Source organism: Streptomyces sp. AgN23 (genome assembly GCF_001598115.1).
In the GTDB taxonomy this organism is placed as follows: domain Bacteria; phylum Actinomycetota; class Actinomycetes; order Streptomycetales; family Streptomycetaceae; genus Streptomyces; species Streptomyces antimycoticus.
The window spans coordinates 10,315,329-10,339,413 of sequence record NZ_CP007153.1; the positions used below are offsets into that span (position 1 = coordinate 10,315,329).

At 70.4% G+C, this 24,085-nt stretch carries 25 protein-coding genes and 2 pseudogenes; 15 read left to right on the forward strand and 12 right to left on the reverse strand.

Annotation, left to right across the window (positions count from 1 at the left end):
• Nucleotides 1–26: 26 nt before the first annotated feature.
• On the reverse strand, nt 27–536 hold the full coding sequence (locus AS97_RS43950) for a hypothetical protein (RefSeq protein WP_086707357.1): 510 nt from the start codon (nt 534–536) through the stop codon (nt 27–29).
• 23 nt (nt 537–559) lie between these two features.
• Entirely contained in the window at nt 560–1,612 is a 1,053-nt protein-coding gene (locus AS97_RS43955) for a MerR family transcriptional regulator (RefSeq protein WP_247204690.1), read from the reverse strand.
• A gap of 186 nt (nt 1,613–1,798) precedes the next feature.
• On the opposite strand from AS97_RS43955, the gene AS97_RS43960 reads away from it, so the two are divergent.
• The 4 genes from AS97_RS43960 (at nt 1,799) to AS97_RS48790 (ending at nt 5,340) form a co-directional block, all read left to right on the forward strand.
• Nucleotides 1,799–2,113: a hypothetical protein gene (locus AS97_RS43960; protein ID WP_059142272.1), complete on the forward strand. Its 315-nt coding sequence runs from the start codon at nt 1,799–1,801 to the stop codon at nt 2,111–2,113.
• A 539-nt stretch (nt 2,114–2,652) separates the two neighbouring features.
• A complete protein-coding gene (locus AS97_RS43965; protein ID WP_247204691.1) occupies nt 2,653–3,861 on the forward strand; it encodes an MFS transporter in 1,209 nt (402 codons plus the stop codon).
• A gap of 251 nt (nt 3,862–4,112) precedes the next feature.
• The gene (locus AS97_RS43970) at nt 4,113–4,838 is read left to right on the forward strand and encodes an SDR family NAD(P)-dependent oxidoreductase (RefSeq protein WP_059142273.1); all 726 of its coding nucleotides are present in this window, start codon (nt 4,113–4,115) and stop codon (nt 4,836–4,838) included.
• A 379-nt stretch (nt 4,839–5,217) separates the two neighbouring features.
• Nucleotides 5,218–5,340, forward strand: a complete 123-nt coding sequence (locus AS97_RS48790) for a hypothetical protein (protein WP_282615713.1) — start codon at nt 5,218–5,220, stop codon at nt 5,338–5,340.
• Nucleotides 5,341–5,355: 15 nt separating this feature from the next.
• On the opposite strand, the gene AS97_RS43975 is transcribed toward AS97_RS48790, so the two are convergent.
• Genes AS97_RS43975 through AS97_RS43985 form a run of 3 tightly spaced genes read right to left on the reverse strand, consistent with a single transcriptional unit; the run spans nt 5,356 to nt 8,362 of the window.
• Entirely contained in the window at nt 5,356–6,345 is a 990-nt protein-coding gene (locus AS97_RS43975; protein ID WP_086707353.1) for an acyl-CoA dehydrogenase family protein, read from the reverse strand.
• Complete coding sequence (locus AS97_RS43980) at nt 6,345–7,514, reverse strand: acyl-CoA dehydrogenase family protein (RefSeq protein WP_210566878.1); 1,170 nt, start codon at nt 7,512–7,514, stop codon at nt 6,345–6,347. Before AS97_RS43980 ends, AS97_RS43975 begins: the two co-directional genes overlap by 1 nt.
• A complete protein-coding gene (locus AS97_RS43985; protein WP_210566879.1) occupies nt 7,514–8,362 on the reverse strand; it encodes an enoyl-CoA hydratase in 849 nt (282 codons plus the stop codon). The genes AS97_RS43980 and AS97_RS43985 overlap by 1 nt, the downstream gene beginning before the upstream one ends.
• A gap of 80 nt (nt 8,363–8,442) precedes the next feature.
• Here AS97_RS43985 and AS97_RS43990 point away from each other — a divergent pair, with 80 nt between their 5' ends.
• The 3 genes from AS97_RS43990 to AS97_RS44000 all read left to right on the forward strand — a co-directional run bounded on the left by AS97_RS43990 (nt 8,443) and on the right by AS97_RS44000 (nt 11,073).
• The gene (locus tag AS97_RS43990; protein ID WP_086707350.1) at nt 8,443–9,234 is read left to right on the forward strand and encodes an SDR family oxidoreductase; all 792 of its coding nucleotides are present in this window, start codon (nt 8,443–8,445) and stop codon (nt 9,232–9,234) included.
• Nucleotides 9,235–9,303: 69 nt separating this feature from the next.
• Entirely contained in the window at nt 9,304–9,891 is a 588-nt protein-coding gene (locus AS97_RS43995; protein WP_059142366.1) for a TetR/AcrR family transcriptional regulator, read from the forward strand.
• 24 nt (nt 9,892–9,915) lie between these two features.
• Nucleotides 9,916–11,073 (forward strand): acetyl-CoA C-acetyltransferase, encoded by a 1,158-nt coding sequence (locus tag AS97_RS44000; RefSeq protein ID WP_125756700.1) that lies wholly within the window; start codon nt 9,916–9,918, stop codon nt 11,071–11,073.
• An 80-nt stretch (nt 11,074–11,153) separates the two neighbouring features.
• Here the strand turns inward: AS97_RS44000 and AS97_RS44005 are convergent, their stop codons facing one another.
• From AS97_RS44005 to AS97_RS44020, 4 genes are read right to left on the reverse strand one after another with little or no spacing between them, the layout of a single operon-like run.
• Nucleotides 11,154–12,218, reverse strand: a complete 1,065-nt coding sequence (locus tag AS97_RS44005) for a nitronate monooxygenase (protein ID WP_210566880.1) — start codon at nt 12,216–12,218, stop codon at nt 11,154–11,156.
• Nucleotides 12,215–12,973 (reverse strand): CoA-transferase, encoded by a 759-nt coding sequence (locus tag AS97_RS44010; protein ID WP_059142280.1) that lies wholly within the window; start codon nt 12,971–12,973, stop codon nt 12,215–12,217. Before AS97_RS44010 ends, AS97_RS44005 begins: the two co-directional genes overlap by 4 nt.
• Complete coding sequence (locus AS97_RS44015; RefSeq protein WP_059142281.1) at nt 12,970–13,836, reverse strand: CoA-transferase; 867 nt, start codon at nt 13,834–13,836, stop codon at nt 12,970–12,972. Before AS97_RS44015 ends, AS97_RS44010 begins: the two co-directional genes overlap by 4 nt.
• A complete protein-coding gene (locus tag AS97_RS44020; protein ID WP_125756704.1) occupies nt 13,833–14,600 on the reverse strand; it encodes an enoyl-CoA hydratase family protein in 768 nt (255 codons plus the stop codon). Before AS97_RS44020 ends, AS97_RS44015 begins: the two co-directional genes overlap by 4 nt.
• A 76-nt stretch (nt 14,601–14,676) precedes the next feature.
• Between AS97_RS44020 and AS97_RS44025 the strand changes: the two genes are divergently transcribed.
• The 7 genes from AS97_RS44025 to AS97_RS44060 all read left to right on the forward strand — a co-directional run bounded on the left by AS97_RS44025 (nt 14,677) and on the right by AS97_RS44060 (nt 20,971).
• A complete protein-coding gene (locus tag AS97_RS44025; protein ID WP_247204875.1) occupies nt 14,677–15,459 on the forward strand; it encodes an SDR family oxidoreductase in 783 nt (260 codons plus the stop codon).
• A gap of 2 nt (nt 15,460–15,461) precedes the next feature.
• Nucleotides 15,462–16,373 carry an SDR family oxidoreductase gene (locus AS97_RS44030; RefSeq protein ID WP_059142284.1) on the forward strand — a complete coding sequence of 304 codons (912 nt, stop codon included), beginning with the start codon at nt 15,462–15,464 and terminating at the stop codon, nt 16,371–16,373.
• A 51-nt stretch (nt 16,374–16,424) separates the two neighbouring features.
• Complete coding sequence (locus AS97_RS44035; protein WP_210566882.1) at nt 16,425–16,652, forward strand: hypothetical protein; 228 nt, start codon at nt 16,425–16,427, stop codon at nt 16,650–16,652.
• Between the two features lie 126 nt (nt 16,653–16,778).
• On the forward strand, nt 16,779–17,549 hold the full coding sequence (locus AS97_RS44040) for an SDR family oxidoreductase (RefSeq protein WP_059142285.1): 771 nt from the start codon (nt 16,779–16,781) through the stop codon (nt 17,547–17,549).
• Nucleotides 17,546–17,998: an SDR family NAD(P)-dependent oxidoreductase gene (locus tag AS97_RS44045; protein WP_185929754.1), complete on the forward strand. Its 453-nt coding sequence runs from the start codon at nt 17,546–17,548 to the stop codon at nt 17,996–17,998. The genes AS97_RS44040 and AS97_RS44045 overlap by 4 nt, the downstream gene beginning before the upstream one ends.
• A 520-nt stretch (nt 17,999–18,518) precedes the next feature.
• Nucleotides 18,519–19,055 (forward strand): flavin reductase family protein, encoded by a 537-nt coding sequence (locus AS97_RS44050; RefSeq protein WP_247204692.1) that lies wholly within the window; start codon nt 18,519–18,521, stop codon nt 19,053–19,055.
• Between the two features lie 980 nt (nt 19,056–20,035).
• Nucleotides 20,036–20,971 carry an aldo/keto reductase gene (locus tag AS97_RS44060; RefSeq protein WP_059142288.1) on the forward strand — a complete coding sequence of 312 codons (936 nt, stop codon included), beginning with the start codon at nt 20,036–20,038 and terminating at the stop codon, nt 20,969–20,971.
• A 1,185-nt stretch (nt 20,972–22,156) separates the two neighbouring features.
• Here the strand turns inward: AS97_RS44060 and AS97_RS44065 are convergent.
• Nucleotides 22,157–22,501: pseudogene (locus AS97_RS44065) on the reverse strand (winged helix-turn-helix domain-containing protein); the annotation flags it as partial.
• A 91-nt stretch (nt 22,502–22,592) separates the two neighbouring features.
• Between AS97_RS44065 and AS97_RS44070 the strand changes: the two are divergent.
• The gene (locus AS97_RS44070) at nt 22,593–22,739 is read left to right on the forward strand and encodes a hypothetical protein (RefSeq protein WP_156107351.1); all 147 of its coding nucleotides are present in this window, start codon (nt 22,593–22,595) and stop codon (nt 22,737–22,739) included.
• Here AS97_RS44070 and AS97_RS44075 read toward each other — a convergent pair.
• Nucleotides 22,721–22,956 (reverse strand): annotated as a pseudogene (locus AS97_RS44075) (hypothetical protein). The gene AS97_RS44070 and the pseudogene AS97_RS44075 sit on opposite strands and share 19 nt — an antisense overlap.
• Before the next feature lie 208 nt (nt 22,957–23,164).
• Nucleotides 23,165–24,082, reverse strand: a complete 918-nt coding sequence (locus AS97_RS44080) for an NADP-dependent oxidoreductase (protein WP_059142289.1) — start codon at nt 24,080–24,082, stop codon at nt 23,165–23,167.
• Nucleotides 24,083–24,085: the final 3 nt, after the last annotated feature.

Sequence of the window (24,085 nt, forward strand, 5' to 3'; positions counted from 1 at the left end):
GACGGTGAGTGACGCGTTCTTGTGTCTTATGCAGTGGGTCCCGGGGCAGAGGCGCGCTGCGCGGTGTCCCCCTGGCTGATGGCTTCGGCGACCTGCTCGATAGCGGTACGGATCGTGTCGCCGTAAGGGCCTTGGGGGAGGTTGGGGGCGTGCTCTTTGGCCGCGTCGATGTGCGCGGTGGCGGTTTCGAAGGTTCCGAGTCGGCGGTAGTTGTCCGCGAGGTTGAGGTGTAGGGACGGGTAGAAGCCCGCGATATGGAGGCTGGCGTGATGCTCTTGAACGCGTTGTTCGGTCACGGCGTCGGCGGCGTCCAGGGCTCGAATGTCCCAGGCCAAAGCCTGGGCGGGATCTTCGTAGAGGTCTGCCAGGTAGTGCGCGAGGGTGCAGCGGTGCAGTGGGTCGCCGGCGACCCCGATCGCGGTCCACAGGCGCAGGAGTTGGTGACGGGCGGAGGCGACGTTGCCGAGGCGGCCTTCGGTGACGGCGTGGCCAATGGCTTCCATGGTCGGGTCGGGGTCGGCGGGAGTGGTGGTCATGGGAGTGGTCCTCGTCGTCTTGCTCAGGCTGAGTGGTCGGGCTTAATGGGCATGGCCAGGGTGGTGAGATCACCGCGATCGGCCGAGCGGATGGTGACGGGTTGGTCGGGTCCCCGCAGGTCGAGCATCACATCGGGGCCGAGGGCGACGCTGACCGCCGGATAGAGCGTGGTCAGGTGGAAAGAGATCTGCAGGCACCGCCCCGTGACCGCGGCCGGGATGTGCGCGTCGGGGTGTGCGTCACCCGCTGGCAAGACGTTCATGCCCTGGTGGTCCGCGCGCAGCGTGATCCGCTCGCCGGGATGCTCTTCGAGCGCTCGCAGGAGCAGATCCTTGGAGACCGTCACACGGGCGGTGACCTCGGGCAGTGACGCGAGCATCAGCCGGTAATCGGGGAATTCCTCCGTCAGCAACCGGCAGCACTGGTCTTCTCGGTCCGCGAGGCGTAGCCAGACTCCGTGCGGCGTCGCCTCGACACGCACCAGCGCGCTGCGGCGGATCTCGGCGACCGCCGCCCGCAACTCGTCGCCGTGGAGTGTGGCAGCCCATGTCGCAGTTGCTGGTTCGCCGGGCACCAGGGTCCGGGTGGAGAGCCGGTAACGGTCGGTGGCGGTCAGCGTGATCGCTTCTGGCGTCGCCTCAAGGCGTAGGCCGCCGAGTACCGGCATCCCTGGCTCGCAGGCGGTCGCGGTCAGGACCTGCTCGACCGCGTCAGCCAACACAGGGCCCTTCAGCGCGGTGATCGGCAGACTCGGCGTGTCGACGAGCGAGGACTTGAGAACCACGGCGGCGCGCTGCGCGGCTACCGCGTCCCCGAGAACTTTGGCGACGTGCTCGTCAATCAGCCGGAACGCCTCGTCAGGCCCGGCGTCGAGAACGGCCGCGACAGCGGTGAGGGGCATGGCGATCTCACGGAGCTGACGTAGCGTGGTGGCATGTGCTACCTGGTCGGCGCTGTAGTAGCGGTAGCCCGAGACCGGGTCGACTTCGGCAGGCCGCAGCAGCCCGGAGTCGGCGTAGAACCGCAAGGCGCTTGAGGTCAGCCCACTTCGCTGGGCGAAGACCCCGATCGGCATCAGCTCAGAATTCAGCACCCCGCCATCATTGGGCTTCAACCAACTCGAAGGTCAACGCCGGCTGGACAGCGCCAGCGACCCGGCGAAGCCAACCGCCTGGCCGGTCTCGAGTGCCGGATCGCCCACTTCCGCAGCACCTACTGGCGCCAGCACCTCACCACCCACGGCACCGCCAATAACCTCCTCATGGCCTACCAGCACCAATACCGCCTCTCCGACCGCTTCACCGAAATCCTCGCCGAGGCCGCCGACCACAACCGGCTCATCCAGACCCAGGAAAACCAGCAGTTCAGCGGCGCCCTCGGCATCCTCACCATCCTCGGTCTACCCCTGGGCACCGCCCTCGGCGCACTCCAAGTCCTCGGCGACCAGAACCCCTGGCACCTCCTCACCGCCACCACCGGCGCCCTCGCCGCCACCGCCGCACTCCTCACCACGCGCTACCGCCGCCTCGTCCTCACCTCACTCCGAGGTCGTCCCCTGACGGATCGCGACAACTGACTTGTTGTCACCGGGCCTGCTGAGTGCCGCGAACTCCTGTTGTCGGAGCTTCGCCATACGCTGAATCCTGCGCAGACCGTGCCGCACGTACAGCATCTTGTGCCGTGGAACGACGCAAGACGGGATGGACGGGTACGTGCTGGCCCAGAGCCCTGCTACGCGTCCCGCTCCGACTCGGCGAAGGGGGCCGGATCGAATCGTGCCACGCACAACCGCGTTGCGGGCGAAACGCGTTGCAAGAGAGGATGTTCGAGGCACAGGCTGTCCCGCCCACAGTTGGTGGATGCCGGAGGCGCTCGCGGCGACGACCTCGCCCGCGCACAGCAGTGCGGCGCCGCCGACGAGAAGCTGTTTGCGGCCGAAAAGGTCGCCCAGCACACCGAAGGAGAGTTCGAGGATGGTCACGGGCAGCAGGAACGCGTCGGAGATCCAGGTGAGTTGGGACCCGACAGGGTGGAGGTGTTCCTGGAACAGGCCGTTGAGGGTAGCCGGCGCTGGCCGGTCTCGGCGCCGCCGCGCTCTTTCCCACCTCGCTCGCCATGATCGCGGCCGGCACGCACACCGGCGCCCAGCGCGCCCGCGCCATCGCCCTGTGGGCCTCCAGCTTGTCCGCGGGCGGCTTCCTCGCGCCGCTGCTCGGCGGCATCACCGGCACTTATGGCTCGTGGCGCTCGGCGTTCGCGGTGGTGGCCGTGCTGGCCGCGGTCAGCGCCCTGGTGAGCCTGTGGCTCGCCGTGAACTCCCGTGCGCCAGAGGGCCGTTCGCTGGACATCGGCGGCCAGATCACCATCGGCGTCGGTCTGTTCGCCCTGTTGTACGCCGTCATCCAAGGGCCGGCCGGCGGCTGGGGATCGACTCCCGTGGTCGTGGCGTTCGTGACCGCCGCTGTGTTCCTGGGCCTGTTCATGGCCGCCGAGAGCCGGGCCCGCTCGCCCCTGCTGCGCCTGGGCCTGTTCGGTAACCGTTCCTTCGCGATCGCGTCGGTCGTCGCGGTGGTGGGCATGTTCAGCTTCCTGGGCACCGCCTACGCGGTGAGCATCCGGCTCGGCCCCGTCCAGCACCAGAGTCCGATGCGCACCGCCTTCGCGTTCCTGCTGCTCAACGGCATCACCCCGGTGCTCACCCCGCTGACCTCCCGGCTGCTGCACCGGCTGCCCGCACGGGCGCTGCTCACCTCCGGTCTGGCACTGATCGCCGTCGGCGACTTCCTGGCCGCCGGGCTCGACATCGGCGACCCAAACCTGACCTCGCTGATCGTGCCGCTCGGCCTGGTCGGCATCGGCTTCGCCCTCACGGTGTCTTCCATCACCGCGACCGCCGTCAACACGGTGCCACCGCAGCTCGCGGGCATGGCCAGCGCGGCCACCAACCTGCTGCGCGACTTCGGTTTCACCCTCGGACCCGCGGTCATCGGCGCGGTTGCGCTGAGCCAGGCGGCGTCCCGGGTGAACTCGTCGCTGGCCACCTCGTCGTCCCTGAACGCGGAGTCGAAGGCGGCGGCGCACGACGTGCTGACGGAAGGCGGCCCCCTCGCCCTGAACTCCGTCCCCGCCACCTCCCCGCCGGGCGCGGCCCGCGCGTACGCCCTCGACGCACTCGGTCACGGCTACGCGATCGGCTTCATGGTGTGCGGCTCGGCTGCCCTGCTCTCGGCACTGCTGGTGCTGACGGCGCTGCGGGGGCGCACGGCGGAGAGCGCGCCGGGAGCGGAGGACGGCACGCAGGGGACCGTACTCACCACGGGATGAGACCTGTCCCGCCTCGCCCCTTACGCCGGCTGGCCCGAAGCCATGACGGCGATCACGGTCGCGAAGCAGGTCTTCCCGGCCCGAGCGGGGAAGGAGCCGTCAGAACTTCTTTGCCCCACCGCGCCGCCGAGCGACTTACCGCTCGGCGGCACGGCGCGCTCCACGAAGCGTGAACGCGCCCGGCGGGCAACCACGAGCGAAAGGGGAAACACTCCTATGCGAGAAGCAGCCATGTACCGGGCGGTGCGCTTGTGAGCCGGATCCTGGTGACCGGTTCGGCGGACGGCCTCGGACGTGCCGCGGCGGACTCCCTGTTGTCCGCGGGGCACGACGTCGTCGTACACGCCCGGAACCACGAGCGTGCGGCGGGCCTCGACGCGCTGGTCGACCGGGGAGCCCATCTCGTCGTGGGCGACTTCGCCGACCGTGACGCCGTACGGCGTATCGCCGCCGAGCTGAACGACACACAGCCGCTGGACGCGGTCATCCACAACGCCGGCGTGTGGAGCGGACGCCCCGTCATGCCGGTCAACATCATCGCCCCGTACCTGCTCACGGCCCTGCTGCCCGGGCCGCGCCGGCTGGTGTACCTCAGCAGCAGCTCGCACTTCGGCGGGCATCCCTCGCTCGCCGGGATCGACTGGCGGGGCGAGAGGGCGGGCTCGTACTCCGACAGCAAGCTCTTCGTCACGACCCTCGCGGCCGCGCTGGCCCGCCTGCGTCCCGGGACGCTGAGCAATGCCGTGGATCCGGGCTGGGTGCCGACCAAAATGGGCGGACCAGGAGCACCGGACGATCTGGAACTCGGTCATCGGACGCAGGAGTGGCTCGCGACGAGCGAGGAACCCCAGGCGCTGAGCACCGGCGGGTACTGGTACCACCGTCAGCGGCGGCAGCCGCACCGCGCGGTCCACGACGAGGAGTTCCAGGACCGCCTTCTGCGGACACTGGCCGAGGAGACGGGCACCGCACTCTGACCCCGACCGGTCACCGCGGGCAGTGCTGAGGGGCTCCACGTCGTCGACGTAGAGCCCCTCGGCGTGGAGCCGGGCCACTGTCCTGGCGCGCCACTCGGCCGCGGGACCCGATTGGGCCAGTGGCCGCGGGGGTGAATCACGTGTTTCCATCACTTGACCGGCCCATGTCCCCGGCGTACTGGTTCCCCACCGCAAGGCGCCTCGGGCAGGGGCGAGACCGTCTCTGGCCCACCTGGAACAACGGACTACGGATCAGCCAGCACACGGATGTCGGCTTGCGGACTCCCAAGCGCCGTAGGTGAGGGCCGGCACGTTCGTCGTGTCCCCGCTTCTCCGCTCGTCCTCGCTGTCTCTCTCCTCCTCGACGAGGAGCGCTGCGATGACGCAGACCCGAACGGAAACGGCCCCCGAGCCGCCGCCCGACAAGGCCGAAGTCGCGGTACCGGAGGCCGAGGCACCCGTCTGCTCGTTCCATGCCTTCGCGATCATCCTCACCCGCTGAAACCGCTAACACCGCTCACGGCGCGAGGACGAGTGATCGGCACGCGGCCGGGGTTCCCCAGGCATCACGGAGGGCGCGGGCCTTGCGGATCCACAGGGACAGATCCAGCTCCTCGGTGTAGCCGAGCGCGCCGTGCACCTGCAGGGCCGTGCGCGAGGCGGCGTAGGCCGCCTCGCCCGCGGCCACTTTCGCCGCCGCGCACTCCCGGCGGGCGGACGGGGCGTCCGAGGCCAGGGCCAGGGCGGCGGAGTGGACCAGAGGCTGGGCGAACTCCAGCGCGAGGAGAACGTCCGCCAGACGGTGCTTCACGGCCTGGAACGAGCCGATGGCCACTCCGAACTGGGTGCGCTGGGCGGCGTACGCGACGGTATGGTCCAGCAGCGCGCGGCCGAGCCCCAGTGCCTGGGCGGCCGTTGTCAGGGCCGCCACAACGGTGGCGTACGCGGTCGCTGCCCGGACCGCGGGTCCCTCGACGAGGACCGTCGCGCCCGTCGGGCGGGACAATCGGCGGGCCGGGTCGGAGGAACGCTGCGGCGGGCCGCACCCCACTGCCCGCCATACGGTGTCGTCCTCGACGACGAACACGGCGTCGGCCGCGTCCGCGTCGAGTGCGTAGGGGCTCCCGGCATCGGGCGCGCACAGGGATACGAGCGCCGCGCCGGTGGCGATCCGCGGCAGCCACGTCTCGGCAGAGGCGCGGTCGCCGAGCCGGTCGAGGAGGGCCGCCGCGGCGACGGTTTCCACCAGCGGGCCCGGTACGGCGTGGCGGCCCAGTTCGGTGAAGGCGACGGTCAGTTCGACAGGCAGTGGGCCCAGGCCCTCGTGTCGCTCCGGTACGGCGAGGCCGAAGACTCCCGCCTCGGCGAGCCGGCTCCACAGGGTGCGGCCGGGGCCCGCGTCCCCGGCCGCCCAGGACCGTATCGTGCCCGGTGTGTCCGACGATCCGAGCATGCCGTCCAGGGTCTTCGCGAACGCACGCTGCTCGGTGTCGAGGAGGAAGCGCATCACCGGCGTCCTTTCGGCAGGCCGAGCAGCCGCTCGGCGATGATGTCGCGCTGGATCTCGTTGGTTCCGGCGTAGATGGGGCCCGCGAGGGAGAAGGTGTAGCCCTCGGCCCAGCCACCGTGTGCCGGCGCGTCCGTGGCGTCATCGGCGAGCTCCCCATAGGGGCCGAGCAGGTCGAGGGCGGTCTCGTGGAGCGCGATGTCCAGCTCCGACCAGAAGACCTTGTTGAGGCTGGACTCCGCGCCGATCGACTCTCCGGCCGCGATCCGCGAGACGCTCGCGTAGGCGAAGAGTTCATACGCGCGGGCGCCGATCACCGCGTCGGCCACGCGGTCGCGCAGGGCCGTGTCCGCCGGGTCGGCCTCATCGCGCCACAGCCGCGCCAACCGGTCCGCGGCGGCCGTGAAGCGGCCGGGGCTGCGCAGGGTCAGCCCGCGCTCGCTGCCCGCGGTGCTCATCGCCACGCGCCAGCCCTCACCCGGCTCTCCGATGACGTCCTCGTCGGGTACGAAGACATCGTCCAGGAAGAGTTCGGCGAAGGCGGGCTTGCCGTCGAGGCGTCCTATGGGCCGCACCGTCACGCCCGGCGCGTCCAGGGGGAACATCACATACGTCAGCCCCCGGTGCGGCTTGTCCGCCGCCGGATCACTGCGGAAGAGGCCGAAGGCCCGGTCGGCGAAGGCGGCCCGTGATGACCAGGTCTTCTGACCGCTCAGGCGCCAGCCGGCCTCGGTCCGCTCGGCGGTGGAGCGCAGCCGCGCGAGGTCGGAGCCCGCCTCCGGCTCGGACCAGGCCTGAGCCCAGATGACTTCGCCACTCGCCATGGGCGGCAGGACGCGGGCGCGCTGCTGCGGTGTGCCGTGCTCGAAGAGGGTGGGGGCGAGGAGATTGATGCCGTTCTGGCTGACCCGGCCGGGTGCGTCCGCCGCGTAGTACTCCTCCTCGAAGATCAGCCATTGGAGGAGCGAGGCACCCCGGCCGCCGTATTCCTCCGGCCAGGAGACGACCGACCACTGGTCTGCGAAGAGGGCGCGCTCCCACTCCCGGTGGGCGGCGAACCCCTCTGCGGTCTCCAGGGAGGGCAGGCGAGAGGTGGGCACATGCGCGCTGAGCCAGGCGTGGGCCTCCGCCCGGAACGTGTTCTCGGCGGTGCTGAAGTCGAGGTCCATCAGGTGCCGGCCTCCTTCATCGCGCGGATGTCCATGCCGCCCAGCGAGTCCGGGGCGGTCTCCGCGTTGTGCGCGTGGGCGAGATGGTGCAGTCCGAAGACCGAGTCCAGCCCGGTGTGCAGGCCCTGCAGGTCCTCGGCCTGGTTGACGGCGCGTTTGGCCAGCGCCAGCCCCAGGCGTGGCATGTCGGCGATGCGCGTCGCCAACTCCATGGTGCGCTCGGAGAGTTCGGCGCGCGGCACGATTCGGTTGACCATCTGGACTTCGTACGCCCGCTGGGCGCTCATCCGCTCGCCGGTGTAGAGGAACTCCTTGGCGATCCGCGGGGGCATCACCCATGGGTGCGCGAAATACTCGACCCCGGGGATGCCCATGCGGACCACCGGGTCGGCGAAGAACGCGTCGTCGGAGGCGATGATCAGGTCGCAGACCCAGGCGAGCATCAGCCCGCCCGCGACGCAGGCGCCCTGTACCGACGCGATGAGCGGCTTGGGCAGCTCACGCCACCGTCGGCACATGCCCAGATAGACCTCGGACTCGCGGGCGAAGCGGCTCTCCGCGCCCGTCTTGTCCGAGTGGTCCCACCACAGTCCGGCTTTGCGGTCGAACGGCAGATGGGCGTCCCGCTCGGGGGTGCCGATGTCATGCCCGGCGGAGAAGTGTTTCCCCGACCCGGCGAGGATCACCACCTTGATCTCGTTGTCCTCGGCGGCGCGGTAGAACGCGCGGTCCAGGGCGTAGGTCATGGCGGAGTTCTGGGCGTTGCGGTACTCCGGCCGGTGCATGGTGACGAGTGCGACCGGGCCCCGTGTCTCGTAGCGCACCGGTTCGTCATGGGCAGCGGGCATCCCGCACACTCCTTTTCTAACAAGTGTTTGGTAGGTTAGCGTACGGCCATAGCGCCGTCGAGGTTCGAGGAGGCCCATGTATGACTGCCATCGGCCCGCCCCCGTATGTCCCCGGCCACGCCCTGCTCGACGGCCGCACAGCAGTGATCACCGCGGCCGCGGGCGCCGGGATCGGCGGAGCCACCGCGCGCAGATTCCTCGACGAGGGCGCCCGCATCGTCATCGGTGACGCCCACGCGCGCCGGCTGAAGGAGACGTGCGACGCGCTGTCCGAGGAGTTCGGCGTCGACCGGGTCGCGGGCCTGCCCTGCGATGTCACCGACGAGCGGCAGATCTCGGACCTGCTCGACCTCGCCGAGGAGCGGCACGGGCACCTCGACATCGTGGTCAACAACGCCGGGCTCGGCGGCACTGCCCCGCTCACGGAGATGACCGACGAACAGTGGGGCACGGTCCTCGACGTCACCCTGAACGGCACCTTCCGCTGCACCCGCGCCGCGCTGCGCCGGATGAAGTCGGCGGGCGCCGGAGGCGTGATCGTCAACAACGCCTCGGTGGTCGGCTGGCGCGCACAGGCCGGGCAGGCCCACTACGCCGCCGCCAAAGCCGGAGTCATGGCGCTGACCCGCTGCGCCGCCGTGGAGGCGGCCGACTACGGCGTGCGGGTCAACGCGGTCGCCCCGAGCCTGGCGATGCACCCGCATCTGGTGAAGGTGACCACGGCCGAGCTGCTGGCCGAGCTCACCGAGCGGGAGGCGTTCGGCCGCTATGCCGAGCCCTGGGAGGTCGCCAACGTGATCGTCTTCCTGGCCGGCGACTACTCCTCGTACATGACCGGCGAGATCGTCTCGGTCAGCGGCCAGCGGGCGTGAGACGACAATGGCCGGGTGCCGAACACAAGGAACACCAGCGTGCCGGGGACCGGCAAGAAGAAGCCCGCGATGAGCCCGTCGCCCGCGCGACGTGCCGAACTGCTCGCGGTCGCGGCCGACGTCTTCGCCGAGCAGGGCTACAGCGCGACGACCGTCCGGCAGATCGCGGACGCGGCGGGAATGCTGGCGGGCAGCCTCTACTACCACTTCGACTCCAAGGAGTCGATGCTCGACGAGATCCTGTCCGGCTTCCTGGACGAGCTGTGGGCCCGATACGACGCCGTACTGGAAGCGGACCTCGCCCCCCGGGCGACCCTCGAGGCCCTGGTCACCGAGTCCTTCCGGGAGATCGACCGGCACCGCGCCGCCGTGGCGATCTACCAGAAGGAATCCCGGCAACTGTCCGCGCAGCCCCGCTTCGCCTACCTCTCCGCAGCGCAGGAGAAGTTCGAGAAGGCGTGGTTGGGGACGTTGGAACGGGGCGTCGCGGCCCACGCCTTCCGTGCCGATCTGGACGCCCGGCTCACCTACCGCTTCGTACGGGACACCGTCTGGGTCGCCGCGTCCTGGTACCGGCCCGGCGGCCGTCACAGCCCCGAGGAAATCGCCCGCCAGTACCTGTCGATGGTGCTGGACGGGATCGCCGTACAGACATAGAGACCCCGCGAAGGAGCAGCAGCCATGCCCGAGGCATTCATCGTCGAAGCAGTACGCACCCCGGTCGGCAAACGCGACGGCGCCCTGTCCGCCGTGCACCCCGCCGACCTCGGCGCCCATGTGCTGAAGGCGCTGATGGAGCGCTCCGGTGCCGACCCCGCCGCCGTCGAGGACGTCGTCTTCGGCTGTCTGGACACCGTCGGCCCGCAGGCCGGGGACATCGCGCGCACCTGCTGGCTGGCCGCCGGGCTGCCGGAAGAAGTACCCGGGACCACGGTGGACCGTCAGTGCGGCTCCTCCCAGCAGGCCCTGCACTTCGCCGCGCAGGGCGTGCTCTCCGGTACCCAGGACCTGGTGGTCGCGGGCGGGGTGCAGAACATGTCGATGATCCCCATCGCCTTCGCCAGCCGCCGGGCCGCCGAACCGCTCGGCCTCGACGAGGGCCCGTACGCGGGCTCCGAGGGCTGGCGGGCCCGCTACGGAGACCGGCCCGTCAACCAGTTCTACGGAGCGGAACTGATCGCCGAGAAGTGGGGCATCAGCCGGGAGGCGATGGAGGAGTTCGCGCTCCGCTCCCACCAGCGCGCGATACGGGCCATCGACGAGGGCCGCTTCGACCGCGAGCTTGTCCCGTACGGGGAGGTGACGGCCGATGAGGGGCCGCGCCGGGGCACCTCACTGGAGAAGATGGCTTCTCTGGCACCGGTCGTCGAGGGCGGCCGGCTGACCGCCGCTGTCTCCTCGCAGGTCTCCGACGGCGCCTCCGCGCTGCTCGTCGCCTCCGAGCGGGCGGTCGCCGAGCACGGCCTGACCCCGCGCGCCCGCGTCCACCACCTGTCGGTGCGTGGAGAGGACCCGATCCGGATGCTGTCCGCCCCCATCCCGGCCACGGCCTACGCCCTGAAGAAGTCCGGGATGTCACTCGACGACATCGACCTGGTGGAGATCAACGAGGCGTTCGCACCCGTCGTGCTGGCGTGGCTGAAGGAAACCGGCGCGGACCCGGAGAAGGTCAACGTCAACGGCGGCGCCATCGCGCTCGGCCACCCGCTCGGCGCGACCGGCACCAAGCTGATGACGACGCTGCTGCACGAACTGGAGCGCACCGGGGGCCGGTTCGGTCTGCAGACCATGTGTGAGGGGGGCGGCCAGGCCAACGTCACCATCGTCGAACGGCTCTGACGCACACACCCCCGCCTGCCGCCGCCGACCCGGTCACCCGGGTCGGCAACGGCCCGCGGATCGGCCGGTGCGCAGGGCGCTCAGGTGGCCTGAGGCAGGCGTCCCAGCGCGGCATGCGCCTCAGCCATGATCCTCTCGACCAACTCCGCGCACGACGGCAGGTCTTCGATGAGGCCCGCGACCTGTCCCGACGCCATCACTCCGAGGTCCGTGCGGCCGTCGACCATGGAGGCCCGCAGCAGCATCGGGGTGTTGGCGGCCAGCAGGACCTGGCTCCAGGTGAGCTCCTTGCCGTGCTTCATGGCCAGACCGTCACGGACCATCCGCGCCCAGCTCAGGCCGGACAGCTTCCTGAAGGACGCGGCGTGGCGTACGGCGCGCAGCAGCGCCGCCGTCCGGCCGGAACGCTCCAGGGTGTCGACCAGTTCGCTGCGCAGCATCCGGTGGGGGAGCCCGTCCACCTTCGTGGTGACCGTGACGTCCTGGACCGAGGCTTCGAGATAGCGGGCCTGCACGGCGCGTGGGACGGTGCTGTCCGACGTCAGCAGGAATCGGGTGCCCATCGCCACCCCCGCCGCCCCGTAGGCGAGCGCCGCGACCAGGCCACGGCCCTCGAAGAAGCCGCCCGCGGCGACGACGGGGATGTCCACGGCGTCCACGACCTGGGGCAGCAGGACGGTGGTGGCGACGTTGCCGGTGTGGCCGCCGCCCTCGGAGCCCTGGACGACCACCGCGTCGGCGCCCCAGGCGGCGACCTTCTCCGCGTGCCGGCGCGCGCCGATGGACGGGATCACGATGACTCCGGCGTCCCTGAGCCGGGCGATCAGCTCACGGGAGGGGGCGAGGGCGAACGAGGCGACCCGCACGCCCTCCTCCACGATGATCCGTACCCGCTCGGCCGCGTCGCTCGCGTCCGCCCGCAGATTGACTCCGAACGGCGCGTCCGTACGGGACCTGACCTCGCGGACCGCCGCCCGCAGCTGACCCGGTGTCATCGTCGCCGAAGCGAGGATGCCCAGCGCACCGGCGTTCGCCGTGGCCGAGACGAGCCGGGGTCCGGCCACCCATCCCATGCCCGTCTGGACGATGGGATGGCGGACCCCGACCAGTTTGGTCAGTGGCGTCGCGATCGTGACGCCGTTCATGCCCGCACCTCGCGGTCGCGCAGCGCCTTCGGGTCGAGGACCTCCCGGATCAGGCGCAGTTCCTCCGCCGACGGCATACGGGTGTGCGGCACCTCGTCCGGGACGGTCAGTGGGAAACCGGTGGCCTCCCGCACCTGGTCCACCGTGACGCCGGGATGCACGGAGCGCAGCCGCAGCGAGCGGTCGGGGGTGGCGAAGTCCAGCACCGCCAGATCGGTGACGACACGGCGGATCTCGTGGAAACGCCTCGTCGCGGGCTCGGCGGCCGCCGCCCGGTCGTAGCCGACCCCCGAGACCATGTCCACCCGCTCGACGAAGACGCGTGGCGAGTGCCGGGGGACCCAGTAACTCGTCGGGTTGTTGAGCGTGTTGATGGGGGCGCCGCGTACGCCGAGGAGCTGCCGTCGTGGCTTTGCCCAGTCGCCGACGCACGAGATGTTCTGGTTGCCGTAAGCGTCGAGCTGGCTGGCGCCCATCATGACGTGGCGCCGCCCACCGGCGACCATCGCCAGGTGCCGGCGGTACGGCAGCCAGCCCTCGGTCACCTGGGAACCGCTGCCCACCGCCGGGACGTCGCCGATCAGCAGCGCCTCACCATCGGTCAGCAGCAGGTCGGGGGAGAAGGTGAGCTTCGCCAGCCGCGCGCCGATCGTGGGCACGGTGCCCATCGGGCTCGCCAGGATCTCCCCGTCGCCGCGCCACGCCTCGGCGCAGGCCACCACACAGCATTCGGCCCGGGTCACGCTCTCGCTCATGTGGCCTCCTTGGCGAACGCCGCGACAGCGGCCTGATAGGCGTCTTCGTCTCCCGAGAGGAACTGTTCGGCGAACTTCCACCACGCCTCAGGATCGGCGGCGGCCTGCGCGTACGCCCGCTGGAAGGTCTCGTCGCGGCCGTAGTCGGGGACGCATGAGGTGAAGTGCGCACCGCCCGGGGCCTCGACCACTCCGCTGACGAACGCCCGGCTCACCAGCAGGGTCTGCGGGCCGTGTTCCTTGAGTAACTCCGCGCTGTCCACGATCCGTTCACAGGAGAGATACGCCTGGTCCGCGGCCTCGCAGAACAGGTCGTCGAAGTAGGGATCGGGCCCGAGGTACTGGCCGTTGCCCTGCGCGTCGGCCCGGTTGAGGTGGACGAGCGCGGCATCCAGGCGCAGTGCCGGGACGGCGACGAGTTCCTCGCCGTCGTCGTACGGGGAGCGCACCGTGCGCAGCTGCGGGTTGACCCTCATCACATCCGAGCCGAGGCCCGCCCGGATCGGCATGAACGGCAGACGCTGCCCGGCCGCGGTCAGCCCCCACATGAACATCGCCTCGTCCAGCTCCGTCATCTCGAACGCGCCGCGCTCCCGGGCGGAGCGGAAGTGCGGTTCGAGGGGTATGGAGTCGAGCGTGACGAACGCCGCGATCAGCTTGCGGATTTTCCCGGCAGCGGCCAGCAGGCCGACGTCCGGGCCGCCGTAGGAGACAACGGTCAGATCGGCGATGTCCGAGCGCAGGAGGGCCCGTATGAGAGCCATGGGTTTGCGCCGCGATCCCCAGCCGCCGATGCCGATCGTCATGCCGCTCTCCAAGCGGGCGACGACCTCATCGGCGGTCATGGTCTTGTCCCTGCTCATGACTGCCCCTCCTCGCCTCTGTCCTTGTCCGAGCCGAAGGCGGCGCGGACCCGGTCGGCGACCCCGCTGAGGTTCGCCTCGAAGGTGAAGCCCTGCTCGAAGCGGTAGCTGCGCCGGACGTCCACGGGATCGATGCCGTTGATGGCGGCTTTGGCCAGCCGCAGCAGATAGCCGTCCTTGGCGGCGATCTCGCGGGCCAGTTCCCGGGCAGCGCCCAGCAGCTCGGCGCGTGGGACGACCTTCCACACCGAGCCGTGCCGATGAAGCTCCTCGGCGGTGGCGGTGCGCGAGGTGTAGTAGAGGGCGCGCATCAGATGCTGGGGGACCAGCCGTGCCAGATGGGTCGCGGCCCCCAGTGCGCCCCGGTCCAGTTCCGGCAACCCGAAGACCGCGTCCTCGCTCGCCACGATCGCGTCGGCGTTGCCCGCCAGCCCGATGCCGCCACCGAGGCAGAAGCCCTGTACGGCCGCGACGACCGGGACTTCGCACTCGTACACCGCGGCGAACGCCTCGAAGCAGCCGCGGTTGGCTCCGATCAGGGCACCGTGGCCCTCGTCGCGCTGCATTTCCTTGATGTCGACGCCCGCGTTGAATCCGCGTCCGGCGGCGGTGAGCACGACGCACCGCACGCCGGGGTCCCGGCCCGTCACGCGTACCGCGTCGGCCAGGTCGTACCAGCCCCGCACGGGCAGGGCGTTGACGGGCGGAAAGTCCACGCTGACAACGGCGACGCCCTTTTCCGTCTCGGAGGTGGAGACACCCATGAGCGCATCAGCTACCTTTCTACCAAGCATTTGTTAGGCACGGTAGCAGCGGATCGCAGACAGCGGGAGGTCCATGGTGAGCGTGGCCTGCGACCTGTCGGGCCGGGTCGCCGTAGTGACCGGCGGCACCCGGGGTGTGGGCGCGGGGATCGCGCGGGCCTTCCTCGAAGCGGGCGCCGAGGTCGTGGTCTGCGCGCGCAGAACCCCGGACGCCACGGTGGAGGCGGATGGCCGCACGGCCCGATTCCTCCCCGTCGACCTGCGCGATCCGGAAGCCGTGAGGGAACTTTTCGCCCGGGTGGCCGCCGACCACGGACGGCTGGACAGCCTCGTCAACAACGCCGGGGGCACCCCGTTCCGGACACTGGGCAACGGCGGGCCCGAGCGGCACGCCCGGGTGATCGAGCTGAACCTGCTCGCCCCGCTGACCGCTTCCCTCGCCGCGTACGAGGTGATGAGCCGTCAGGCGGCAGGCGGTTCGATCACCATGATCGGCAGTGTCAGCGGCACCCGCCCCTCCCCGGGCACCGCCGCCTACGGCGCGGCCAAAGCGGGACTGGAGAGCCTCGCTCGCTCCATGGCCGTGGAGTGGGCACCGACCATACGGATCAACACGCTCGTCCTCGGCATGGTCCGCACCGAACTCACCCCTTTGCACTACGGAGACGAGGCGGGCGTCGCCGCAGTCGGCCGCACCGTGCCGCTCGGACGCCTCGCGGAGCCTTCCGAGGTCGGCGACGCCTGCATCTTCCTCGCCTCGGACCGCGCCGCGTACATCTCCGGCGCGAGCCTGCTCGTCCACGGCGGCGGGGAACGCCCCGCCTTCCTCGACGCCGCCACAGCCAACAAGGAGACGTGAAGATGACCCGAATCTGCTCCGGACGCGTCGCCGTCGTCACCGGGGCCGGCCGCGGACTCGGCCGGGCACACGCGCTCGCCCTCGCCGCCGAGGGAGCGAAGGTGGTGGTCAACGATCTCGGTGTGGGACTGGACGGCGCCGCGGAGACGGACGGTCCGGCCCAGCGGGTCGTGGACGAGATCAGGGCCCTGGGCGGTGAGGCGGTCGCGCATGGCGGTGACATCGCGACCACCGACGGCGCCGCCTCGCTGATCACGACCGCGCTGGAGGCATTCGGGCGGCTCGACACCCTGGTCAACAACGCCGGGTTCCTCCGCGACCGGATGCTCGTCAATCTGGGCGAGGACGACTGGGACGCCGTCATGCGGGTCCACCTCAAGGGCCACTTCCTGCCACTCAGACACGCCGCCGCACACTGGCGCGCCGAGGCGAAGGGCGGCCGGACGCCCCAGGCGCGGGTCGTCAACACCAGCTCGGGCGCCGGCCTGCTCGGCAGTGTCGGTCAGGGCAACTACTCCGCCGCGAAGGCCGGAATCATCGGCCTCACGCTCGTCGCCGCCGCCGAGATGGACCGCTACGGCGTACAGATCAACGCCATCGCCCCGGCCGCGCGCACCCGCATGACCGAGCACACCTTCGCCGAGACGATGGCGGCGCCGGGCGAGGGCGGATTCGACGCGATGGCCCCGGAGAACGTCTCCCCGCTGGTCGTCTGGCTGGGCTCAGCGGCCTCCACAGGGGTCACCGGGCGCGTCTTCGAGGTGGAGGGCGGCCGGATCACCGTCATGGAGGGCTGGCGGCCCGGGCCGACCGCCGACAAAGGGGCCCGATGGAGTCCGGCGGAGGCGGGCGAGGCGGCGCTGGGGCTGCTCGCCGCCTCGGAAACCCCACAGCCGGTCTATGGCACCCGATGACCGGTCCGCGGCCGATCGGCGCTCACGGCGCGTCGGTGAGCGGAGCCCGGTTTGGACCTGCGGCGGGCGCGATGCGCGGCGCTCGGCGGCGCGGCGGCACGCTCGGTGTGCCGGATCTCGCGTTTTTCGAGATCCATTTTCGAGATCCATGAGGAGTCGGCCGGGGTCGCGGCCGAGGCCGCGAGAACACTGGGCGTCCCCTTGGCGCGGATCAATGTGAACGGCGGGGCGCCGGCCTGCGGGCATTTGCCCGGCATGTCGGGTGCGCGCATGGTCTGACGCCGGCCTACGAGCTGCGGCGGCGCGGCGGCGGTACCGGCGCGGTGGCCGTCCGCGCGGACGACGGGCAGTGCGAGGGGCTACTGATCAATGCATAGGCGCGGCGGCGACACACAGGAGAATCGGATGCGGGACTTCGACGGCCGACCGGGTGCGGCCGTGATCGCTGGTGCCACTGGTGGCATCGGAGCCGCCATCACCCGCATGCTGGCCGAACGCGGCAGCCATGTGGCACTGACGTACCGGAAGAACGCCCAGGCCGGGGCCGCCCTGGTCGCGGAGGCCGAGGCGACGGGCGTCCGAGCGGCAGCCTGGCCGCTGGACCTGTCGGACGCCGACGCGACGGCGCGCGTTCTGGACGAGGCCGCGGACCGCTTCGACGGCATCCACACCCTCGTCTACGCGGCTGGTCCGCATGTGCCCATGGTGCATCTGAGCCGGGTGACGCCGGACCGGTTCCGGCGGCAGATCGAGGCGGACACAATCGCCTTCTTCAACCTGGTGCAGCCGGCCCTGCCGCGGCTGCGCGCGACCAGGGGCGGCATCGTCGCGGTCACCACCGCCGCCACCCGTCGATTCCCGGTCCGGGACGGCCTTTCCGCCGGGCCGAAGGGGGCCGTCGAAGCGCTGGTACGGGGATTCGCCGCGGAGGAGGGCCGGTTCGGGGTGCGTGCCAACTGCGTGGGCCCCGGAATGCTGCTCGACGGAATGGCCGCCCGGCTGATCGGTTCGGGCGACCTGGATGAACGGGCCCTGGAGGTCGCCCGCGGCAACATCCCCCTGCGGCGGTTCGGATCCGCCGGCGACATCGCCGAGGCTGTGTGCTTCCTGGCCTCCGACCGAGCCGGTTTCATCTCCGGTCAGATCCTCGACGTCGACGGAGGTTACGGGGTGTGAGACAGCGCGTCCCGGCTGAAGAGGAAGACCCGCTTGATGTGGCCTCCGACTCTTCACGCCGGGAGGCGGCCGAGCGGGTTCTCGAGATCACCGGCGCAGATTTGAGCGCGGTGCTGCACCACGCGGGCCCTACCACGACAGGGTTCTTCGAGGACCTGTCCGGCGAGCCATGTCGGCACATCCTCGAAACGCATCTGATAGGCGCGATGGATCTCACCCGCCGCCTCCTGTCTGCCGTGAGGAACAACGGATCCGGGCGGATCGAGGTGATCTCCAGCAACGCGGTCAACGTTCCGCATCCGATGTTCTCGGTCTGCGCGGCGGCCACGGTTCTTCGGGGCGGACGTCAGCATGGAACAGCTTGCCACGGTGAGCTTCTGGCAGGACAGGAAGGGGGGCAAGGACATCACGGAGTTGCCGGAGCCCAAGCCGACACTGGCCCCCGATGACCCGTCACTGCTCACCTTCACCTTCGGCGGCGTCCGGATCGACCCGGACGGGGGGCGCTCAGCGCGGACGGGACGCCGGTGCCCGGTCTGTACCTGGGCGGCGAGGCTGTGGGTGGCCTGTTCTACAGCGATTATCCCGGTGGTGCCGCCCTCATGCGCGTCGCGGTGTTCGGCCGTGTGGCCGGAGCCACCGCCGCGCAGGAGACGAAACCTGCTCCTCACCCGGACTGAGGGGCGCGGAGCAGACCGGACAGGGACGGGCCGCGGTAACGCTCGTCGATCCGGCCCACCATCGCCTGGCTGCCTGGCTGCCTGGCTGCCTGGCTGCCTGGCTGGTTGCCCGCCCGCACATCGGGTGGGCGGCCAGGCGGAATCAACCGGTGACCGTCAGCGAAGCCTCGTCCATGCCGGCCGTGGCCCCGTTCGACGAGCGACCGTCGCCGAACGGGTTGATGTAGGGCAGAGCGCGTGTCACCCGTGCAGCACGCGGCCTGCCGGACCAGACATCAGCAAGCGTGCAATGGCCCAAGCACGCGTCTATTGCATAAGCGTGCTTACGCCAGACTCTCGATGCCCGGTCCTCGACACGGCGCGTTTTCGGGCCGTCCTCGGGCACTTCCCCAGTGGTGTCACCGCCATCACGTCGCACGATGCGCGGGGCAGGCCGGTGGGCATGACGGTCGCCTCGTTCACCTCGGTCTCCCTCGCCCCTCCGCTGGTGGCGTTCCTGCCCGGCAAGACGTCATCGACCTTCCCGGTCATCGCCGGGCGCGGCACCTTCTGCGTGAACGTTCTCGCCACCGACCAGGAGTGGATCTGCCGCGCGCTGTCGGTCTCGGGCGGCGACAAGTTCGCCGAGGTGCCCTGGCGGCCCGGGCCGCACGGAGACCCGGTCATCGACGGCGCGGTCGCCTGGATCGGCCGCACGATCGAAGCCGTACACGATGCCGGCGACCACCGCATCGTCATCGGACGTGTCGACGACCTCGACGCCGACAGCACGGCGTCACCCCTGCTGTTCTTCCAAAGCCGCTACAACCAACTCGTATCCGCCTGATCGGCGAGCGCCGCGCAGTCGCACGGGACGACCTCGGAACCGGGGCTGCCTCAGTTCGCTGATCGGAGAAGGGCCATCACCATGGACTGCGGAGTCCCGCGCGAGCTGCTCGACGATCTCACGGCGGAGTTCGACTCGCTGCGGACACTCGTCCCCTCGGGGACAAACCTGCGGCTCCCCACTCCGGCCGTCGGTTGGGACGTTGGAGCCGGCGTGTCGCACCTGATCGGTTGCGACCTTCTGGCCGAGGAGGCGGTGGGCGCCCCCGGTGAATTCCGGCGTGCCCGTCCTGCGACGGACGTGGGTCCGGCCGAGCCCCTGGAAGGTCACATCACGGCCCGCAAAGATCTCCCGGTGGAGCGGCTGCGACAGGAATGGGCCGACGCCTTCGCGGCAATGCTGAGGGCTTTCACGTCCTCGCGTCGGGAGCAGAGGGTTCCCTGGTTCGGGCCGCCGATGAGCCCGGCGACGCTGGCCACCGCTCGTCTCATGGAGTACTTCGTTCACGGCCAGAATGTCGCCGACGTCCTGAAGATCGTCCGCCGGCCCACGGACCGGCTCCGGCACGTCTGTCACCTCGGGTTCGTCACCTTCGAGTTCAGCTTCGCCAACCGCGGCCTGCCCGTGCCGCCGTCTCCACCGCGCGTCGAACTGCGCCTGCCCAGCGGCCGGTCATGGGCCCGCGGCCCGGAAGACGCCGATGCCGCCGACTCCGCCCAGTGCGCCACGGCAGGAGGCTGGAAGGCCGGGTGTCGCGGAACCGGATGCCGCGAGCACCGCCGCGGACAGGGCGCCGTCGCCGCGCTCGAACATGCCCACTGTGCCGGAGATCCCCGGTGCATCCCGTCCCGCGGGTATCCGGGACTCGCTGCTCGCCGCCGAGTTCGCGCGCCGCCGAGGGACCCTCCCTCCGCCCCGTCAGGTACAGAGTGGCCCCCGCCTTGTACCGTGCGGATCTGAACGTCTGAAAGGAAACCGTTGTGAAGACCTTCACCATGCCCGGCACCGACATTCTCGCCCCGAACGTCGTGCTCGGCCTGATGCGTATCGCCGACAAGACCGACGAGGACGTCCGCGAACTCGTCCGCACCGCGCGCGATGCGGGCATCGACTTCGTTGACCACGCCGACATCTACGGCGGCGAGCTGCACGCTTGTGAACGCCGCTTCGCCGACGCGATGGCGCTGAGCCCGTCGCAGCGCGACGAGATCACGATCCAGACCAAGGCGGGAATCGTGACGGACGGGCCGTACTACGACTTCTCTTACGAGCACATCGTCACATCGGTCGAGGGCTCACTCGCGGCCCTGCGGACTGACCGCATCGACATCCTGCTGCTGCACCGCCCCGACGCGCTTGTCGAGCCTGAAGAGGTGGCCCGCGCCTTCGACGAGCTCGAATCCTCGGGCAAGGTACGCGCCTTCGGTGTCTCGAACCACACCCCACGCCAGATCGACCTGCTGCGCAGGTACGTGCGTCAGCCCATCGTGGCCAACCAGCTTCAGCTCTCGATCACACACGCGCCGATCATCGCTCAAGGGGTCGCCGCGAACATGCACGCGGAGCAGCAGTCGGCCACCCTCGACGGCGGAGGGATCGTCGACTACTGCCGTCTGAACGACATCACCATCCAGGCGTGGTCTCCCTTCCAGGCCGGTTTCTTCACGGGTGTCTTCCTCGGCTCGCCGGACTACCCCGAGCTCAACGCCGTTATTGACCGCCTCGCCGACCAGTACGACGTCCCCGCCATCGCGATCGCGACTGCCTGGATCACTCGCCACCCCGCTCAGATGCAGGTCGTGCTCGGCACGACCAGCCCGGAGCGCGTCGTGGGCGCCGCCCAGGGCTCCGAACTTCGACTCACCCGGGCCGAGTGGTACGAACTGTTCCGCGCAGCCGGTCACCTCGTTCCCTGAATCCGGATGCGGGGCACCACCTGATCACCCCACGAACGATGGCGAGGATGGTGTCGCCTGTCGGCGCACCGGTACTTCGTAGCGTGGCGGGATGGAACAGGACGGTGCCGCGGCGGCGCGCAGGCGGTCGTACCGGAAGGGCCCCGAGAGGCGCGCGCAGATCATCGCGCGCGCCATCGAGTCGTTCGCCGTGCAGGGGGTGGGCGCGTCGCTGCGGGCGATCGGCGACTCGACCGGTGTGTCGCATGCGGCACCGTGGTACTACTTCGCGACGCGCGACGATCTGCCGCCGGAGGTGTACCGCGCTCACGAGGCGGGAGGGGACGCCAAGCCGACGCCGGAGGAGGAGTCTCGCTGTCGGGAAGCGTTCCTCCCGGGCCATCGGCTGCCCGCGATGCGGATCAGCTCATCCAGGGTGGCCCCCGCCGGGCAGAGGCGATGGAGCGCGCTGGGTCGGGATGCCTGTTCGCCGCCGGCATGTCTCAGGCGGAGCCGGTCGTGTCAGGTCCGGTGGCCTCCGACCCGACGGTCTCGCCTGGTCGGCAGCCTGGTCACAGGAGGGAAGTGGTTTGTGGCCGCGCTCCGCACGGCCACAAACCGCTGTATCCGGCCGCCTCGGCCGTTCTGGCTGCTTCGACCACGTTGCGGATCCACCCCCGACCTCTGGGGCGGACGAAGTCCGAGCTTCACGAAACCGTTGGTGAACAGTTCGCTGACGATCAGCTCTGTGGACTCGGCTCGTCAGACGTCCTCCGGCGGGACCCCCGTCATGGCCCGGGTGCGGCCAACGGGCCGTTGGCTGACACCGACGGCAGCGACACGGGCGTCCGGTGACTCCGCGCTTGCTCTTCACCCGGGAAAGGCGTTCATGAGCCACAGGGAGACCATCACGGTGCGGTGTCCAGACCGATCAAGCTCTGAGGCGGCGGTTCGACGCGAAGTGGTCCGGTCTTTTGCCGGCCACACCCTGGTCGGGGCGGATCCGGTACCGGAACGAATCCCGGCAGGGACGCTCCCGGACCGGACAGAGGCGCATCCGCCCCGCCCTCGGAACCCCGTCTAGGGCAGCACCCTGCACAGCGCGTCCAGTGCGCCTGCCCACGCGCTGTCCGAGGGCGCCGCGTAGTTGACCACCAGGGCGTCCCGTTCGGGCAACTGCCATCCGCGGTCCGCCACTTTTACTTAGTCGGCGAGTGCGGTGCGCAGCTCCATCCGGCCGCGGGCGTCGCCGTAGCCGAAGGCATCGTGTGGCGCGGCGGTCAAAGCCCGGCGAGCCGCGGCGGTGAGCCGGCCCTCAGCGACCAGCTCCGCGTAGGCCTCGACCACGGTGTGACGCGAGAGGCCGAGATCAGCACCGAGCGAGCGGGAGGCCGGCAGCCGGCTGCCGGGCGCCAGACGCCCCGTCCGCACGGCCTCCCTCAAGGCGTCGGTGAGCTCTGCACGCAGCCCGGGTCCGCGCAGCTCCAGATGCAGGTCGGCACCGAACGCGGAGGGCGGACCGGCCGCGGAACGGGTCTGGAAATCTGCCATGTAAATGAACCGTACTCCCACATGATCCACTGGCCAGTGGTCCCCTTGGGCCGCGCTGCGCCCACCGCAGCCTCGTCGCGGTGACGAGGAGGTGAACGAAGACGACATCGGCAAGACGATCCCGGAGCCGGCGATCCGTCAGCTCGACGCACGACTCGACCTGCTCGGTGAGGCCCTCTCTGTCCTGGAGCTTGTCGCCCCTGATGGGCGTGACGAAGGTCAGGCGCGGCGGCCGTAGGTGCGCGGATCCACGGGCTGCTCGGACTTGGGAAGCCCGCTGACCACGAGACGGTAGGAGTCGATCACGAGCGCCCCGGCATGTTGGTCATGAGCATGAAGACTTTGTCGCGAGCCTTGTAGAGGCGCCAGCCGGCGCCCAAACGATGCTCCAGATCGGTGCCGGGCAGTCCCACAGCGCAGTCGCCCGCGATCTTCTGCAGCTCCTGTCCGTCCAAGGTGATCAACTCCTCTATCGATCGGAGTGCCCTGACCGCCCGGCCAGGGGATCAAGGTGGCGTCTCCCGCGTGGCGGCCACGAACGGCGGCGGTCGGGTCCGACATGGCCTGCGAGCGCGGTGAGTTCGGCGGCGTCGCGGCCGAGCCCCTTCATCTCGTACACCGTGAGGATGACGCGCCCGCCGGTCGGCCTGTGGCCGTCACTGCCTACGGGCGTACGCGGATGACCGTCTTCCCGTTGCGCCGCGTGGTCGGGTTAAGGGCTCCCACGGCATCATCGAAGCTCGCCACGTCATCGATGTTCGTCCGTAGCCGTCCGTCCCGCACTCGCTGCACGATCTCACCCAGTTCGGCACGATCGGCCTCGACGACGAAGTCCACCGCCAGGCCGTCAGCGGGCCGCGCCTCGACCGGGCCGACGATGGACACCAGCGTTCCTCCGGCCTTGATCAGGGCAGCGGACCGCCTCTGAACGTCGCCACCGATGACATCGAAGACCAGATCGACGTCGCCGACGTCTTGCAGCGCGTCGTTGTCGAGGTCGACGAACTCATGTGCGCCGAAGTCGAGCGCCTTCTCACGGTCGGCGGTGCGTCCGGTACCGATGACGTAGGCGCCGGCCTCGCGTGCGAGCTGGGTCACCATCGTCCCGACTGCCCCGGCCGCGCCATGGGCGAGGACGGTCTGGCCGGCCTGAAGGCGGCCGTGCTGGAACAGCCCCTGCCACGCGGTCAGACCTGAGATCGGCAGGGACGCGCCTACAGCGAAGTCGACGTCGCCGGGCAGCGGCGCGAGGTTGCGTGCTTCGATCGCCACGTACTCCGCCAGGGTGCCGTCGCGGTGCCAGTCGGCGAGGCCGAACACCCGCTGCCCGACCGACAGCCCCGTCGTGCCGTAGCCGAGGGCGGTGACCACTCCGGCCAGCTCGTGGCCGGGGATCGACGGTGTCTTGTCACGGCCGGCGCGATCGGCCCAGGTCGATGGCCACTCCAGCTCCGTCGGGACGAAGCCCGATGCGTGAATCTGAACGATGACGTCGTTGATCGCTGCGGGCGGCTCAGGCCGCTCGGCCAGCGTCATCCCGGCGGTTCCCGCGGCCTGGTCGGTTACCACGATGGCTTTCATTGG

Coding starts and splice junctions, on each gene's coding strand:
- AS97_RS43950 (WP_086707357.1), bottom strand. CDS start 536: ATGACCACCACTCCCGCCGACCCCGACCCGACCATGGAAGCCATTGGC.
- AS97_RS43955 (WP_247204690.1), bottom strand. CDS start 1,612: ATGCCGATCGGGGTCTTCGCCCAGCGAAGTGGGCTGACCTCAAGCGCC.
- AS97_RS43960 (WP_059142272.1), top strand. CDS start 1,799: ATGGCCTACCAGCACCAATACCGCCTCTCCGACCGCTTCACCGAAATC.
- AS97_RS43965 (WP_247204691.1), top strand. CDS start 2,653: ATGATCGCGGCCGGCACGCACACCGGCGCCCAGCGCGCCCGCGCCATC.
- AS97_RS48790 (WP_282615713.1), top strand. CDS start 5,218: ATGACGCAGACCCGAACGGAAACGGCCCCCGAGCCGCCGCCCGACAAG.
- AS97_RS43975 (WP_086707353.1), bottom strand. CDS start 6,345: ATGCGCTTCCTCCTCGACACCGAGCAGCGTGCGTTCGCGAAGACCCTG.
- AS97_RS43980 (WP_210566878.1), bottom strand. CDS start 7,514: ATGGACCTCGACTTCAGCACCGCCGAGAACACGTTCCGGGCGGAGGCC.
- AS97_RS43985 (WP_210566879.1), bottom strand. CDS start 8,362: ATGCCCGCTGCCCATGACGAACCGGTGCGCTACGAGACACGGGGCCCG.
- AS97_RS43990 (WP_086707350.1), top strand. CDS start 8,443: ATGACTGCCATCGGCCCGCCCCCGTATGTCCCCGGCCACGCCCTGCTC.
- AS97_RS43995 (WP_059142366.1), top strand. CDS start 9,304: ATGAGCCCGTCGCCCGCGCGACGTGCCGAACTGCTCGCGGTCGCGGCC.
- AS97_RS44000 (WP_125756700.1), top strand. CDS start 9,916: ATGCCCGAGGCATTCATCGTCGAAGCAGTACGCACCCCGGTCGGCAAA.
- AS97_RS44005 (WP_210566880.1), bottom strand. CDS start 12,218: ATGAACGGCGTCACGATCGCGACGCCACTGACCAAACTGGTCGGGGTC.
- AS97_RS44010 (WP_059142280.1), bottom strand. CDS start 12,973: ATGAGCGAGAGCGTGACCCGGGCCGAATGCTGTGTGGTGGCCTGCGCC.
- AS97_RS44015 (WP_059142281.1), bottom strand. CDS start 13,836: ATGAGCAGGGACAAGACCATGACCGCCGATGAGGTCGTCGCCCGCTTG.
- AS97_RS44020 (WP_125756704.1), bottom strand. CDS start 14,600: ATGGGTGTCTCCACCTCCGAGACGGAAAAGGGCGTCGCCGTTGTCAGC.
- AS97_RS44030 (WP_059142284.1), top strand. CDS start 15,462: ATGACCCGAATCTGCTCCGGACGCGTCGCCGTCGTCACCGGGGCCGGC.
- AS97_RS44040 (WP_059142285.1), top strand. CDS start 16,779: ATGCGGGACTTCGACGGCCGACCGGGTGCGGCCGTGATCGCTGGTGCC.
- AS97_RS44050 (WP_247204692.1), top strand. CDS start 18,519: ATGGCCCAAGCACGCGTCTATTGCATAAGCGTGCTTACGCCAGACTCT.
- AS97_RS44080 (WP_059142289.1), bottom strand. CDS start 24,082: ATGAAAGCCATCGTGGTAACCGACCAGGCCGCGGGAACCGCCGGGATG.